Here is a 14,009-nt window from a genome sequence, read left to right on the forward strand (position 1 = left end):
ATCACCCACCCCCCGGCCAGCACGTCAGTTCATCGAACGATCACACGAACGAGCGATCCCCAACCATGAGTAAAGGGACTTAACGTCCTCTCAGCAACGCTGGCAGCGCCCACACACTCGGGCACGAGTTCGCGGTGTTCGGCTACCACGTGACCGGCTCCACCGGCACGCTGTTCCTCTACGGCATCGTGGTCGGCGCCGTCGCCCTGTTCGGGCTGAGCCTCCTCCTGGGCGGTGCCCGCCGCATCGCTCACCGCGGTCACGCCAGCCGCCGCCGACTCAAAAGGTCCCGACACGAGACGGCCGCTGCCATCCAGGAACGAGACGACCTGATCGACCAGCGCGATGCCGGCCGCACGGACACGGCGAACGTGCGCGAGAGCAGCTCACCCCACGACGACCGCCACCAACAGGCGGATGACGGCCACCATGGGAGACTCCACCTGTTCGGGCGCAGGGCCGCCCATCGGTAAGCCGCCGCCATCCCGCGCAGGCCGCCGACCGGCCCGCTCCGGCAATCGACTACGAAAGGCGGCTCGCCATGAGTATCGCCAAGAAGATCGCGCACAAGGCAGAAGCGGTCAAGGGCGGAGTCAAGAAGAAGGTCGGTCACGTTACCGGCAGTCGACGTCTCCAGGCCGAAGGCCGAGGCGACCAGGTCAAGGGCAACGCCAAGCAGGCCGGGGCGAAGATCAAGGACGCCTTCAAGCACTGAGTACACGCCACCGGGGGCACCCACAAGCCCGTGACCTGCCGAAAAGCAAACCCGTAAGGTCGCGCCACTACGGGGAGCCACCGCGCCGGGTAGCTACCCGAGGTCGGTGAACGGGATCACCCCCGGCACCCGACGGCGAGAAGCCCATCGCACGGGCGGGGAGGACAGCATGGTTGGGCTGCGCTGGTGGGGCCTCATCAGAAACTGCACCCGTCCTGTCCATGGAACGACGATCACGGCTCTGGTGACTAGCCGTTGCTCTATCGATCTTGGTGATCGTAAGTTCGAGGCTGCCGACTCGGTCGGGTGATCTTCTGGTCGGCAGGGCATGAAAATGGGGCCTCCCGCACAGCTCGTGGGTGTCGAATCCAGCCGAGCAACAGGAGGCCCCTGGTGTCGCAGTCTTCCGTCTCCGTGACGTTGCCGTCCAACTCCGCACCTCTGTCGTGTGATTGCCTCGCTCACCGGTTCGGGAACGCCGGGGACCGGCCGCACGGGCGTCCGAGGTACCCCTCGGACATGACCGACGCGGAGTGGGCCGTAGTGCGCGACGCGATGCCCGTGCCCGCGTGGCTGGAGGGACGGGGCGGGCAGCCGGAGAGCTACTGCCACCGGCAGCTGGTAGACGCGGTGCGCTACCTGGTCGCGGGCGGCATCGCCTGGAGGGCGGTGCCCGCGGACTTCCCCGCATGGGATCGCGTCTACGCCTTCTTCCGCCGCTGGCGGGACAAGGGCCTGATCGCCGAGTTCCACGACCGACTGCGCGACAGGGTCCGTGAGGCGGCGGACCGGGATCCGGAGCCGACCGCCGGGATCATCGACGCGCAGTCGGTGAAAGGGGCTGCGTCGGTGCCGGCCGCGAGCCGGGGATTCGACGGCGGGAAGAAGCTGAACGGCCGCAAGAGACACATCGTCGTGGACACCCTCGGGCTGCTGCTGGCCGTGATGGTCACCGCCGCATCCGTCACTGACCGCGAGGCCGGCCGGACGCTGCTGGAGCGGCTGCGTGAGCGGCACTGGCGCATCTCGCTGGTGTGGGCCGACGGCGGCTACACCGGACGCCTGGTCGACCTCGCCCGCGATGTCCTGCGGATCGCCCTGACAGTGGTCCGACGCACCGACGACACCACGGGCTTCGTGGTGCTGCCGAAAAGGTGGCTGGTGGAACGGACGTTCGCATGGCTGATGCACTCACGCCGCCTGGCCCGCGACTACGAGACCCGCACCGACACCTCCGGGGCGATGATCCGGTGGTCGATGAGCATGGTCATGAGCCGCCGGCTCGCCCGGCGAGCACGCTGAACATCCCCGGGCGTTCCTCGACCAGCCAGCCCCGCGCGGCCAGGCGCTTCACCTTCGACCGCACTCCTTCCACCTTCGCCGCGACCACCTCCAGACCCAAGGCCGCCGCGAGCTGGCGACAGTCCATCTCCTCCCCACTGAGGGCCAGAGCCTCCACGAGCCGCTGGTAGTCCGGCGCCAGCGCACCTGGATCGAGATCTTCCCGCCAGGCGGGAACCACCGATCCGGGCACCGCCCCGGCGACCCGCGCAGGCCGTTCACCGGCCACTCCGGCCAGCGATGCCTCCTTGCCCGCAGGAGGTTCTGCCAGGACTTCGGCCACCGTCTGGCGGGTAATCACGAATCGCTCCCACACGGCTTCCGCCTCCTGCAGTTCGGCTCGCAGAACCTCCACTCGCTGCCGGGCAGCACGCTCGCGCTCCTCCAGCAGCCCCATCACCGACGGCATCCGGCACCTCCACCGAAGAGACGACACGACACCCCGTCTCTGCCACCGAGGCACCGGCACTATGCCTGACCAGCGGAAACGCACCAATCATTGTCGGAAAGACAACGGCTTCTAACCCGGAACCAACCACCGAAAACAAGTGACGCCCAGACACTGCAACCCAAATGTCGTTCATCACCGACAGCGCGCCTCGGCCCCCCGACCACAGGTCCAGACAACCCGGGCCGGTCCGCCGGTGCTCGGGCAGGCCGCCGCTCCTCCCCGCGCTCCGCTGCCACCGCAGCCCGCCGCCTAGCCGTCTGGGCGGCGTCCTTCGCCGCCCTTCCGCAACTCAGACACGCCACAGGAAGCAGGGGTTCATCATTACGTGCCGCCCGACAGGGAAAGCCCAGCCTGGCTGCCGTCTGATCAGTAGCGTGCGGCACACCAGTTAGGAACGGCATGTTCGCCTCACCTCGCGCGGGCTGCCCATGACATGGAGGCGCTCTGATGGTGTCCCTTGGGGGCTTGCTCCCCCCAATCGGCCTGGAGATTCCCTGCTCCGGCTACGCGGTCAACGTACCGCTGAAACTCGACGCGCTCGGTCTGGTCACCCTGGACTTCAGGGGCGGCATCAAGCTCCGGATCGAGGCCAACATCGCCAGCGGACTCGGCGGCGTGAGGATGAGGATCATCGGCGAGGAGTACAACGCCGACCACCCGACGCTCGGCCGCGTGACGCTCTCGCAGGCCGACGTCGACACCACCCCGCTCAGCCTGCTCGAAGTCATCGGCAACATGCCCCCGAAGTTCAAGAACACCCTGTTCCACGACTTCACCCTCACCATCGAGAACCCCCCGGGTGGCGACGGTCCGCTGGTCCTGACCAACACCAAGACCATGACCACCCTGAACAGCAACCTCACCGTCTTCCCGCCGCAGGGCACCGTCTACCAGCTCCAGGAACCCGTGGAGTTCGCCCCGCCCGGCACGCCCGACCAGGTCGTCGCGCAGCTCCTGCAGTTCCCGATCACCATGTCGCACAACCCCTGACCGACCCCCGCACCTTGGTGGCCGGGCACCACACACCGGCGCCCGGCCGCCACCGGCATCGAGCAAGCAACGGTGACACCCCTCCAGGTCAGGTCGAACGCTTCCACGCCGGGCAGAGCTTCTCGTGGAGGAGGCGGACCTCCCACCACGGATCGGACGGCACCGACACCAGCGCAGCCACCAGATCGCGCTTGGTCGGCTTCGGCAGGATCAGCGGCCCGAGGCCCTTCCGCTCGCGCTTGTCCTCGCAGCCAGCCGGTCCTCGTCTGCCCGCTCCAGCTCCAGCTTCGAGCCCGCCTCACCGTCGATCAAGCCCCGACACGACCCAGCACGGGCGCAGCTCGGCGTTAGCCGCTCGGGCCGTCAGGAGCTGCTGCTCGGCGCGTTCTTCGGCCTGCTGGCGGAGAGCTTGTCCTGGTGGGCCGCGTGGCAGGGGTAGCAGCGGCCCTTGAGCTTGTAGACCCGGTCCCGGTAGATCTCGTTGACGTACTCCTTCTCCCGCTCGGGGAAAACTCCCCGCGGTCAATGCAGGCCAGGGCCTGCATGCACTCCTGGCGCCGGCGCTCGGCCTCGGCCTCGCGGTCGGCCTGGCGCCGGTGACGACCAGCACAGGCGGGTAGCCCTCGCGGGTGTGCCCGGGCCAGGTGCTGCGCCACCAGTGCACCGTGCCGGACACGCGCGCACCTCGGCGCGGCTGGACGCCTACGCCCACCTGTGGGAGCAGCCCGGCCCGGACGGACGCGGGCGGGCATGGGAGCGGCGGACGGCTGATGTTGAGCCTGAATGGCTAAGCCTTGCGCTATGACGGGTTCCGCACAAAGTTTGCCACACTGATCACTGTGGGTTATGTATGAAAAGCGCAGGGTAGGGATCGGTCGCGCGGGCGATGCCCGGTGTGCAGAACCAGACGACACGCGACCGCGCGACGTGCTGTGCCCGGGACGCGCCGTTAGGAGCTCTTCATGGCCGTATCGACTACTCAGCCTGCGGAGGACGACGCCTCCGAAGCGCCCGCGGAGCCGCCGCACGGGCGGTCCGGGGAAGAGGCCGAACTCGAACTCGTCGCCTACGCGGGAGGGAGCGCATGTCCGGAATACGGCGACGGCGAGGTCCGGTACGGCGCACAGGCCCTTGTCCCCTCGTCCTCACCGGACGGCCAGGGGCCTGGGGATGGAACCGACCTCGCCACCACATCGCCGGCCGAGTTCGAGGCCGCGCCCAGGACCGGCTGGGTGCCCGTGTCCTCGGACTGGATGGCGGGTATCCCCAGCAGCGTCAACATCCGGGACATGTCCATCCCGGGGACGCACGAGTCCGCTGAGCCTTCCCCCGGGACATGGACACCGGAGTTTCATGCGGCGAGGGTGATCCTACGGGACGCCGCTGTCTGCTTTTCGAACTGGATCGGGCTGAGATAGCCGAGTGTGGAGTGGCGCCTTCGGACGTTGTAGAAGGAGATCCACCGGAACACCTCCAGCCTCACCTGAGAACGACTGGTCCAGCGCGCTCCGTGCATCAGCTCCCGCTTCAGCGAGGCGAAGAAGCTCTCGGCGGCAGCGTTGTCGTAGCTCGAACCGACCTTTCCCATGCTTCGCCGGATGCCGTGGCGCCGGCAGAGGCTCGCGAACTCGGCCGATCCGTATTGCGAGCCCCTGTCCGAGTGGAAGATCACGCCGTCAACCCGGCCGCCGCGTGCCGCGACCGCGGCTTCGAGTGCGTCGGCCACAAGCCGGGTGCGCATGTGGTCAGCCAGCGACCAGCCGACCAGGCGGCGCGAGTGCAGGTCGATGACGGTGGCCAGGTACATCCATGAGCCGCCGACCGGCAGATACGTGATGTCGCCGACCCATCGGACATCGGGGCCGCCCGCGGTGAAGTCGCGTCCGATCAGGTCCGGTGCCGGTGGCGTGTTCCTGTCCTGGACGGTGGTTCGGCAGCGTTTGCGCAGGTGACGGCCGATGATGCCGTGTTCGCGCATCAGGCGGGCTATCCGTTTGCGGTTGACCACCCGGCCCTGGGCTCGCAGTTCCGCGTGCACCCTCGGAACCCCGTAGGCGCCCCGGGTCTGCCGGTGGACCTGGCGGATCTCGTGGACGAGTGCCGCCTCGGCCGCTGCCCGCTCGGTCCGGGCACGTGCCCCGGCCTGCCAGGCGTAGTAGCCGGAACGGGTGACGCCCAGGACCTCGCACAGCCGCTGGACGCCGAACTCGGCGGCGTGGGTGGAGATGAAGTCCCAGCGGCGGGCCCTCACTTCATCTCCCGTGCGAAATAGGCCGCTGCCCGGCGCAGGATCTCCTTCTCGACCTGCCACTCGCGCTCGGCCTTGCGCAGCCGGGCGAGCTCGGCCCGCTCGTCGGCGCTCAGTGCTTGCCCGGTCGACGACGGCTCGGCATCGGCGGCTCGCACCCGGTTGCGCAGGGTCTCGTGGTTGACCCCGATCTCCTTCGCGACGGCCGCGAACGTGCGCCGGCCCTCCGAGGCCCGGTACAGCGCGACGGCATCACGACGGAACTCGTCCGAGTACTTCGACGGACGTCCCACCTGGACTTCCCTTCCTGGATCGACAAGATCCAACTGTCAGGGTGTCCACGTCACGGGGCAAAGCTCAGTCGGCGCCTGACCCCCAAGCGGATACGTCTCTCACCGGGGATGCGGGCGCGTTCGCTCCATTGGGTGGCGAGGACATCGCGGAGGATCGCGTTCGAGGAAGCTCCCGGCTTCGTCTTCGGCCGAAGTTTGCGTTACCGACAGTACCCGCAGTGGGTTCTCAGCAGCGCTCAGGAAGGCTGATGAGGACCCACTGCCGGATGCCGGGTCGTCAGCTGCGGCGCCACCAGGGGCCGCGTGTCCTCGCCGTGCCGGCGGCGGGGACGGCCTGCTCACGCTCGAGCGGCCTGCGGTCGGCCTCCACCTGGCGACAGCTGTCGCACAGCCCGTCGTCCCAGGCGTCGGCAGACTGCCACCGCAGTGTCGGTGAACATGGGTTGATCACTTCGTTCTGCGCTGGCAGAACGGATACGCGGCCGACGCCGGGAACGGCGAAGGGGCAGACCACATGGGGCCGCCCCTTTCGATCGCTGTTCTGCCTTCCCCGGCTGCCGAACGGCCGCCCCCGGCAAGGCCACGATCCGCCTGTGCCAGCACCGCACCTCCCCCGCCTCCCTCCCCCTGCCCTCCTCCTTGTTCCGGTGGCACTGCGAATGCGGCGCCCGCCGGGCTGCCGCGCAGCGGACAACCTCACGCCGTCGGCGCGCAGCATCAGGATGCCGAGATCCTCTCCGCTCCTGCTCTGCGCGCCTGCTTGGGCGACGGCCTCCACCAGGCCGTCGGGCAGGTGGGCGGTGAAGACCAGGTACCGGCGGTGGCCGAGGTCTTCGCATCCTTGGCGCGTAAGGACCAGCGCCGGCAGGGCGATTGTTATCTGCGCGGGCTGATGCTGGACGGGCGGCGCAAGTCGGTCCAGCCGATGGCCGAGCGGCTGCCGGACGGGAACATGCAGGCCCTGCAGCAGTTCGTGAGCCAGTCGCCGTGGGACCACACGCCGGTGCTGCGGCAGATCGCCCGGAAGATGACCGCCGCCATCGCGCCCGAGGCGTGGGTGATCGACGACACCTCCTTCCCGAAGGCCGGCGACCAGTCCGTGGCCACCTCGCGGCAGTACTGCGGCGCGCTGGGCAAACGCTCGCTCTGCCAGGTCGGGGTGAGCGTCCACGCCGTCACCGACCAGGCCTCCAGCCCGCTGTCCTGGCGGCTGTTCGTGCCGCCGGAGTGGGACGACCGCGACGATGCCCGCCGCACCCGGACCGGTGTGCCGCCGGAGGTCGGGCACGTCGAGAAGTGGCGCCTGGCGACCGAAACGCTGGATGAGCTGATCTCCTGGGGACTCGCACCGCAGATCGTGGTCGCGGACGCGGGCTACGGCCAGTCGGCGGCCTTCCGCCATGCCCTGCGCGCCCGGGACCTGGACTACATCGTGGCGGTGCGCGGGGACGAGACCGCGCACCGCCACGACGCCGAGCCGCAGGCGCCCGCCTACGGCGGCGCCGGCCACAGGGCCCTGCCCCGCTACCGCACCGACTCCGTCGCCCTGCGCGAACTCGCCACCGCCGGCGGGCGCCAGGCGTTTCGCCAGGTCACCTGGCGCCAGGGCAGCCGAGGAGCGATGCGCTCACGCTTCCACGTTCTGCAGGTACGGCCCGCCGGGAAGATCCCCCGCACGCTCGCCGCCGCCGACGCCGGCGGCGGCGGCGAGCGTGGGACGGCGTCCTGCCGGCCGAGACCCTCCTCGTCGAATGGCCCGCGGACGCGAACGCGCCCACCGACTACTGGCTCACCAATCTGCCGCCCGACACCGCGATCCGCCGGCTCGTACGCCTGGCCAAGATCCGCTGGCGCATCGAGCACGACTACCGCGAGATGAAGCACGGCCTGGGCCTGGACCACTTCGAGGGCCGCACCTGGCGCGGCTGGCACCACCACGTCACCCTCGTCACCGCCGCCCACGCCTTCCTGACCCTGAGGCGCCTCGACCCAAAAGTCGAGGCGCCGGCCTGACCTTCTACCGAGTCCTCGACGCCATCCAGGACCTGATACGGGCCTGGACCGGCGAATGCCTCACCCGCCACCGCGACTTACCCACCCCACGACGGCCCGGCCGTCCCCAACCACGCCAGACCTAACGAAGTACCACTAGGCACCGGCCCGCTCACCGCTCGTCCGAGAACTTCACCGGGTAGTGAGTACAGATACGCCCGCGGCGGACCAGGGCCGTCCAAGTATTCGGCGGGATCGAAACGGCTGCCTCTGCTACGGCTTCGCGTGGACAAGGCACAGCGCGGCGAGGACGTGGTCGCACGGCAGCGTCGTCACGGCTTCAGTTTGTTGGCCTCCCGGACTTCGTGGAGGTGGATGAGGACGTCGAAGGACTGGGCGATCGCGGTGTCGCGGGGCTTCTCGGGGAACTGCGTGCCGATGTTGAGCGTGGGCCGGGCGACGTTCAACCAGGCGCGCGCGGCGGCCGGGGCCTTGCGGACGTCGAGGTAGAAGTCCTGGTAACCGACCTGGTCGAGGGTGTGCTCGTTCCTGCCGGGCTCGGCGGCGCCCACGGTGAACTTCTTCCAGTCGCCGCCGAGTGCGGCGTCCTTCGACAGGAAGGAACCCTGGTTGAAGGTGAAGCCGATGGGCAGGTAGTCCTTGCCCATGGTGTCGCGCAGGAACGACCCCTGCGTCTTGGAGTACAGCTCGGGGTTGTCGGAGACGTAGCCGACGTGGTTGTTCTGCGCCGACACCAGGATCTTGTCGCCGGTGTGCTGCCGCCACCAGGCCACGTTCTGGGCCATCACCTCGTCTCGGAACAGCTCGAAGTCGGGCAGCGACTTGGGGTCGTTCGGGTCGATGGTGAGGAACTTGGCGGTCTGGGCGATTGAACGGGCGTTCTGCTCGGCCCAGTCGAACGCGTCTCCGCCGGAGCCCTTCCGGCTGCTGACCAGTTCCAGGGCCTGCTGCGCCTTGGCTGCGAGCTGCCGCCGTTCGGCGAGCGGCTTGCCCAGGTAGGCGAAGACGTTGTCGATGGGCCGCAGGCCGGTGTAGAGCTCGTTGAGCCGCGGCAGTGCCTCGGGGTGGTTCTTCTGCACGTAACCGGTCACCCGTCCGAAGAACGCGTCATTCAACGAGGGGGCGCCGATGTCGTCGCCCATGAAGTGCACGGGGCGGTCGGGGTGGTGGCGGTTGTAGTCGCGCATCCACTCGATGAGGCTCACGAACTCCTCGCGGTCCCAGGGCGAGTCGGCGAAGGTCTGCTTGGCGACGCTGCGGGCGTCACCGCCCTCGCCGGTCTGGAGATAGTCGTCGATCTGGAGTCCCGCGGACCAGCTCAGCTCCAGGGCGAAGGTGGTGAAGCCCTTCTCTTCGACGAGGTGGCGGAAGACCCGCTCCTTCATGGTGAAGAACTCGTGGGAGCCGTGGGTGGCCTCGCCGAGGCCGACCACCTTGGCGTTGCCGATCATTGCGGACAGGGCTCGCAGGTCGGCCGTACTTCCGCCGGGCTCGGTCGCACGCAGCGGGTGGGCTGCCCGCTCCAGTGCACGTACCGGATCCTGCTTCCCGTCGGCCGTGTGGACCGTGTCGGCGGTGGCCGCCTGGACCGCCACCGGAGCGAGGACCGCCCCCGCCACGGTCACCGCCGTCACCAGCAGCCCCCGCCGACTGATGCGCTTCGGGTACCTAATAGCCATGCTTTCTTGCCCCTCAACTTGCGTATGACGACGTAAGAAGATCCTTTCGCGTGATCCGTTGCCCCGCGCTGAGGGCAGCCACCGAACTCTTCCGGGGGCTAACCCCCTCATCCGAAGGCACACAAGTCCCGCCACTCCGCGTGCTGGCGGCCACCTCCCGGGCCCCGTCCGGGCAGGGGGCTCGTGCCCGGTGGTATGGACGACCATGTCGCCATGGGTGAGGTGCTGCTGGACCAGGTCCAGCAGCACCAGCCCGAGGTGGAACTCCCCGGTGCAGGTCAGCAGCCTGCCCCTGGGGTGAGGCGTGATCAGGAGCGGCGCCACCAGGAACCGCGCCGCCGGCGTCCGGGCGGGGAGGTACTGCGGGATGACGGCCGCCAGGCCTCGGTTCAGCTCTCGGTCCCCTGAAGGGCGCCGGCGGCCGCCTTGGCGATGGCCGGGTCGGCACGGCGGTCGCCGAGCATCGGCAGGGGGCTGGTCACGGGGGTTGCTTCCCTTCTGACGGGGTGACGGTTCGGCGGCCGCCACCGGGTGGTGGCGGCCGGGCTGGTGGTCAGCGCATCCACCGCTCCGGCGCGGGCGGCGCGGCGGGGGTGAGCGACTGGTCGGCGCAGCGGGTGATCTGGTGGTCGCGTACGCCGCACTCGGGGCCGCGGTCGAACGCGACGACGTACGGGAACGGGGTGGGGTAGTGGCGGGCCCGGGTGATGACGCCGAGGGTGCCGGCCGGGACGGTCACGCGGACGCGGGCGTCCTGTTCCCAGTACTCCTCGGCGGCCAGGTCCTCTTCGGTCCAGGTCGCGTGGACCGGCTCCAGCAGCTCGACGCGGTCTCCTTCCTTCAGGCGCACGTGGCTGGTGCGGACCTGGGCCTGGTAGCGGAGCAGCTGCACGAACGCCCGCTCGCGCTCCGCTGGTCGGTGAGCGCGCCGGGGTCCAGGACCAGCACCGGCGGGAAGCCGGGCGCCGGCGTGCCCGTGGTGGCCGGGCGGTGCGGGGTCGGCTCAGAGCCGGTCCGGGGCTGGTTCGGCAGGTCGGTGGTGGTGTCGGCGGTCATCGCGCGGTGCCTTCCGAGGCGTCGGTGGCGTGGTATAGGGCAGGCCGGGGCGCCCCCGGAGAGGGATCACCGCTGGCGGCGTCGGAGACGATGCTGCTGTCGATCAGCGCGATCCACGTGCCACGTTGGACGTCGTGCTCCTCGGTCCAGCCGGCCGGGCGGCCGTCGCGCTGCAGTTCCTGGACGCCCGGGTTGGTGGGCCAGAGGCCGTCGCCGAGCGCGGAGCGGTTCGGGGTGCCCAGGCCGCGGGCGGAGGGCACGCTCCAGCCGGTCGGGCGCTTGAGGGCCAGGTTCGGCACGCCGGCCGCCGACGGCCGTCCTGGCGGCGTCTCAGGCCAGCAGGGTGCCGAGTGTGGAGACCGTCGGCCCCGGCGCCGGGCGCAGCCGGGCGGGCGGGTTCGGCGGTGCCGCTGATGGGGTGCGAGCGGCGGCCAGGAACTGTGGGATGACCGCGGTGAGACCGGCGGTGGCCTGGGCAAGGTGGAGCGCGGACTCCAGGACGGCGGCCGGGATAGCGACGACCTGGCGTTCAAGGAGATCGGACAGGAGCTGGGCGGCAAGTCAGTCCGGGCAGAGCCGCTGAGCCGGTGCCCCTGCTGCTCACATCGCCTCGCAGGTCGGACCATGCGCTCATCGAACGAGGTACCAGGTGGGTATCGCCAAGCTGAAGAGTCCCATCAGCATCATCAGGCAGCTGGACGAGCAGCATCCGCCGCTTTCGCGGTACTCCTGCATGCCTCCGGGGATGATCTCTGGATGCCGCTGCGTGTAGTGGTCGACCATCTTCTGCTCGGCTACGGACTGCGGAAGCCAAGCTGTGTTCCAGCCGCACTCACCGCATTCATTCCGGTACTGGCTAGCCATACTCGGACTCCAAGCATCCGTAGATCTCGCTCTTCGGTACTTGCGACGACGTCGACAGAGATTTCCCTAGTATCGCCAGAACTGTCGCAGGTGGTTGGGGAGTTGGCAAGGGAGCCCGAGTAGCTGCTCGCCCGCTGCCGGACCGCCCGCTCCTTCTCATCTACGCGGGTCCGGCATGGGACCCGAAGACCACCTTCACGACCCACCCGAACGACGGATGACGTCGATCAGGCCCTGCTCCAGGGCCTGGCGGACGATCAGGGCGGCGTCGTCGGCGGTGTCGCAGGCGAGCGGGCGGCCGGGAGCCGTGGAATCGACGAGGTAGCGGCCGTCGACCAGCACGGCCCAGCCGTCCACGCGGCCGGCGCCGTGCTCGATCCAGCCGAGCGCCCGGCCGTCCTTGCGGACGTAGAACAGGCCGGGGGCCCGGCTCCAACCGACCAGGTCCCAGCCGGGGCCGAGCAACCGGGCGGCGTTGTGAATCAGGTCGTAGCGGCCGAGGCCGCGTAGGTACGGCTCCGGCGGCGGGCGCAGCGGGTCGTCTCCCTGCTGGCGGGGCAGCACTGGCGGTTGCGGCCGGGCCGGTTCGGCCTCGGCTGGCACCGGGGCGGGCTGCTCCTGGTCCTCGCCGGCGGCGGCGGGTTCGCCCCGCGAGGCGGAACCGCCACCGTCCCGGTCGTCCCCGTCGTCGGTCGAACCGGCGTCATCGCCCCACAGGTCGATCCGCTCGACCAGCCGCCGGCTGACTCGCTCAGACTCGGTGAGGTCGGGCCAGCGGGCCTTGTCCCGGATGTCCTGCACAGTGGCGAAGACGCGGGAGCTGTAGCCGGGCAGCCGCAGCGCCAGCTCCTTGAACGCGGCGACCGGGTCACCGTTCTCGGTCTCCTCCAGGAAGGCGGTCAGCTTGCGGCGCAGCGCGTCGACCAGGCTGAGCAGGTACCGGCCGTCCTCGCCCCAGCTGTCGTCGTCGGCCGGGACGGCGGCCGCGGGTGCGGCAGTCTCTCCAGTGTCCAAAACCGGGGTCACGGCCCGTTGGTGGGCCGGCCTTGGGGCCGGCCCACCTCGCCGCCCCCGAGCAGGCGAGGGCCGCCGGCGAGGCGCTCGGCATGGAGCTGTACGTCGCGCCGTCGCGCCGCCTGCCGGTCGCCGTCGCCTGGGATCCCGAGTACCTGCGCGTCGAGGACGTCGAGACCCGGTACGCTACCGAGCTGCACCACGGGTACGCCGCCGCCCGGATCGCCCCCTGGGGCCTCGCCGCCGGCCTGCCTGCCCCGCTCGTCGCCGTCAGCGCACACCTCATCCCCTACTCCGCTCAGCAGGCGGCCGTCGAGGCACAGATCCTGGCCGCCCGTGTCTACCGCCACGGTGGAATTGGCCTCGATCGGCGGAGACATCAACCACGGGGAACGATGTGGTATCTACGGTGGTAGCTGCGGTACTGCCTACGGTGGCACCTGCGGTGGTACCTACGGAGAACCGGCGCGGGGCCGGCGGGCCGGGCCCGGGTCGGCCCCGACGGCCGTGGCCCGGTCAGCGGTGCCGCGGTGCGGTGTCGGCGTCGACCAGGCCGACGGCCATGGCGTCGCGGACGAGCCGGGCGGCCTGCTCGACGGTGTCGGCGGCCAGCGGGCGCCGCGGGTCGGCGGTGTAGGAGAGGAAGGAGCCCTCGATCACCACGCCCCAGTCGTCCAGGCGGTTGACGCCGTGCTCGGTCCAGGCGAGCGCCCGTCCGTCCTTGCGGATGTAGAACAGGCCGGGCACGCGGGTCCAGCCGGCGAGGTCCCAGCCCGGCTCGCCCATCAGCGTGCTGATGTTGCGGATCAGGTCGAAGCGGCCGAGGTTGCGCAGGTACGGCTCCGGCGGCGGGCGCAGCGGGTCGTGGTCCTGCTGGCGGGGCAGTACGGCGGGTGATGTGGCCCGGGCTGGTTGGACGTCGGCGGGCACCGGGTCGGGCTGCTCCTGGTCGCCGTGGTCGTCCGGGGTTTCGCCCCGCGAGGCGGAAGCTTCTTCCTGGTCGTCGCCGTCTCCCCACACGTCGATCCGCTCAAGCACCCGCCGGCGGACGCGTTCGGACTCGGTGAGGTCGGACCAGCGGGTCTTGTCCCGGATGTTCTGTGCGGTGGCGAAGACGCGCGAGCTGTAGCCGGGCAGTCGCAGGGGCAGCTCGCGGAACGCGGCGACCGGGTCGCCGTTCTCGGTCTCCTCCAGGAAGGCGGTCAGCTTGCGGCGCAGCGCGTCGACCAGGCTGAGCAGGTAGCGGCTGTCTGAGCTGCTCTGGCCTTCTTGGAGTCCCTGATGTCTGGGTTTGTTACGATCCAGGCGTAAGGAGAACCACGAGCAGTGCCAGCACCACGCAAGT

12 protein-coding genes and 1 pseudogene are annotated in these 14,009 nt (G+C 70.0%); 6 read left to right on the forward strand and 7 right to left on the reverse strand.

Annotated elements, in window-relative coordinates:
• Positions 1 to 149 precede the first annotated feature (149 nt).
• The 3 genes from P3T27_RS40505 (at position 150) to P3T27_RS40515 (ending at position 2,017) form a co-directional block, all read left to right on the forward strand.
• Entirely contained in the window at positions 150 to 473 is a 324-nt protein-coding gene (locus tag P3T27_RS40505) for a hypothetical protein (protein ID WP_280686383.1), read from the forward strand.
• Between the two features lie 68 nt (positions 474 to 541).
• Entirely contained in the window at positions 542 to 715 is a 174-nt protein-coding gene (locus P3T27_RS40510) for a CsbD family protein (protein WP_280686384.1), read from the forward strand.
• Positions 716 to 1,234: 519 nt separating this feature from the next.
• Entirely contained in the window at positions 1,235 to 2,017 is a 783-nt protein-coding gene (locus tag P3T27_RS40515) for an IS5 family transposase (RefSeq protein WP_280686385.1), read from the forward strand.
• Here P3T27_RS40515 and P3T27_RS40520 read toward each other — a convergent pair.
• The gene (locus P3T27_RS40520) at positions 1,983 to 2,465 is read right to left on the reverse strand and encodes a hypothetical protein (protein WP_280686386.1); all 483 of its coding nucleotides are present in this window, start codon (positions 2,463 to 2,465) and stop codon (positions 1,983 to 1,985) included. The genes P3T27_RS40515 and P3T27_RS40520 overlap by 35 nt on opposite strands.
• A gap of 507 nt (positions 2,466 to 2,972) precedes the next feature.
• On the opposite strand from P3T27_RS40520, the gene P3T27_RS40525 reads away from it, so the two are divergent.
• On the forward strand, positions 2,973 to 3,497 hold the full coding sequence (locus P3T27_RS40525) for a hypothetical protein (RefSeq protein ID WP_280686387.1): 525 nt from the start codon (positions 2,973 to 2,975) through the stop codon (positions 3,495 to 3,497).
• A 1,351-nt stretch (positions 3,498 to 4,848) separates the two neighbouring features.
• On the opposite strand, the gene P3T27_RS40530 is transcribed toward P3T27_RS40525, so the two are convergent.
• Positions 4,849 to 6,038, reverse strand: a protein-coding gene (locus P3T27_RS40530) for an IS3 family transposase (RefSeq protein WP_280686394.1) whose coding sequence is annotated in 2 segments (ribosomal slippage) — positions 4,849 to 5,810 and positions 5,810 to 6,038 — 1,191 coding nt in all. Because the reading frame shifts where the segments join, the coding sequence is not laid out codon by codon here.
• A 793-nt stretch (positions 6,039 to 6,831) separates the two neighbouring features.
• On the opposite strand from P3T27_RS40530, the pseudogene P3T27_RS40535 reads away from it, so the two are divergent.
• Positions 6,832 to 8,051 (forward strand): annotated as a pseudogene (locus tag P3T27_RS40535) (IS701 family transposase).
• A gap of 311 nt (positions 8,052 to 8,362) precedes the next feature.
• Here P3T27_RS40535 and P3T27_RS40540 read toward each other — a convergent pair.
• From P3T27_RS40540 to P3T27_RS40555, 4 genes are all read right to left on the reverse strand, one after another.
• Complete coding sequence (locus tag P3T27_RS40540; protein ID WP_280686388.1) at positions 8,363 to 9,730, reverse strand: erythromycin esterase family protein; 1,368 nt, start codon at positions 9,728 to 9,730, stop codon at positions 8,363 to 8,365.
• Positions 9,731 to 10,283: 553 nt separating this feature from the next.
• Positions 10,284 to 10,622 (reverse strand): hypothetical protein, encoded by a 339-nt coding sequence (locus tag P3T27_RS40545; RefSeq protein ID WP_280686389.1) that lies wholly within the window; start codon positions 10,620 to 10,622, stop codon positions 10,284 to 10,286.
• A 160-nt stretch (positions 10,623 to 10,782) separates the two neighbouring features.
• Complete coding sequence (locus tag P3T27_RS40550; protein ID WP_280686390.1) at positions 10,783 to 11,085, reverse strand: hypothetical protein; 303 nt, start codon at positions 11,083 to 11,085, stop codon at positions 10,783 to 10,785.
• 760 nt (positions 11,086 to 11,845) lie between these two features.
• Positions 11,846 to 12,676, reverse strand: a complete 831-nt coding sequence (locus P3T27_RS40555; protein WP_280686391.1) for a hypothetical protein — start codon at positions 12,674 to 12,676, stop codon at positions 11,846 to 11,848.
• A 20-nt stretch (positions 12,677 to 12,696) separates the two neighbouring features.
• On the opposite strand from P3T27_RS40555, the gene P3T27_RS40560 reads away from it, so the two are divergent.
• Positions 12,697 to 13,080 (forward strand): hypothetical protein, encoded by a 384-nt coding sequence (locus P3T27_RS40560; protein ID WP_280686392.1) that lies wholly within the window; start codon positions 12,697 to 12,699, stop codon positions 13,078 to 13,080.
• A gap of 100 nt (positions 13,081 to 13,180) precedes the next feature.
• Here the strand turns inward: P3T27_RS40560 and P3T27_RS40565 are convergent.
• The coding region (locus P3T27_RS40565; protein ID WP_280686393.1) for a hypothetical protein at positions 13,181 to 14,009 on the reverse strand (829 nt) is incomplete at its 5' end.

Source organism: Kitasatospora sp. MAA19 (assembly GCF_029894125.1).
GTDB lineage: Bacteria > Actinomycetota > Actinomycetes > Streptomycetales > Streptomycetaceae > Kitasatospora.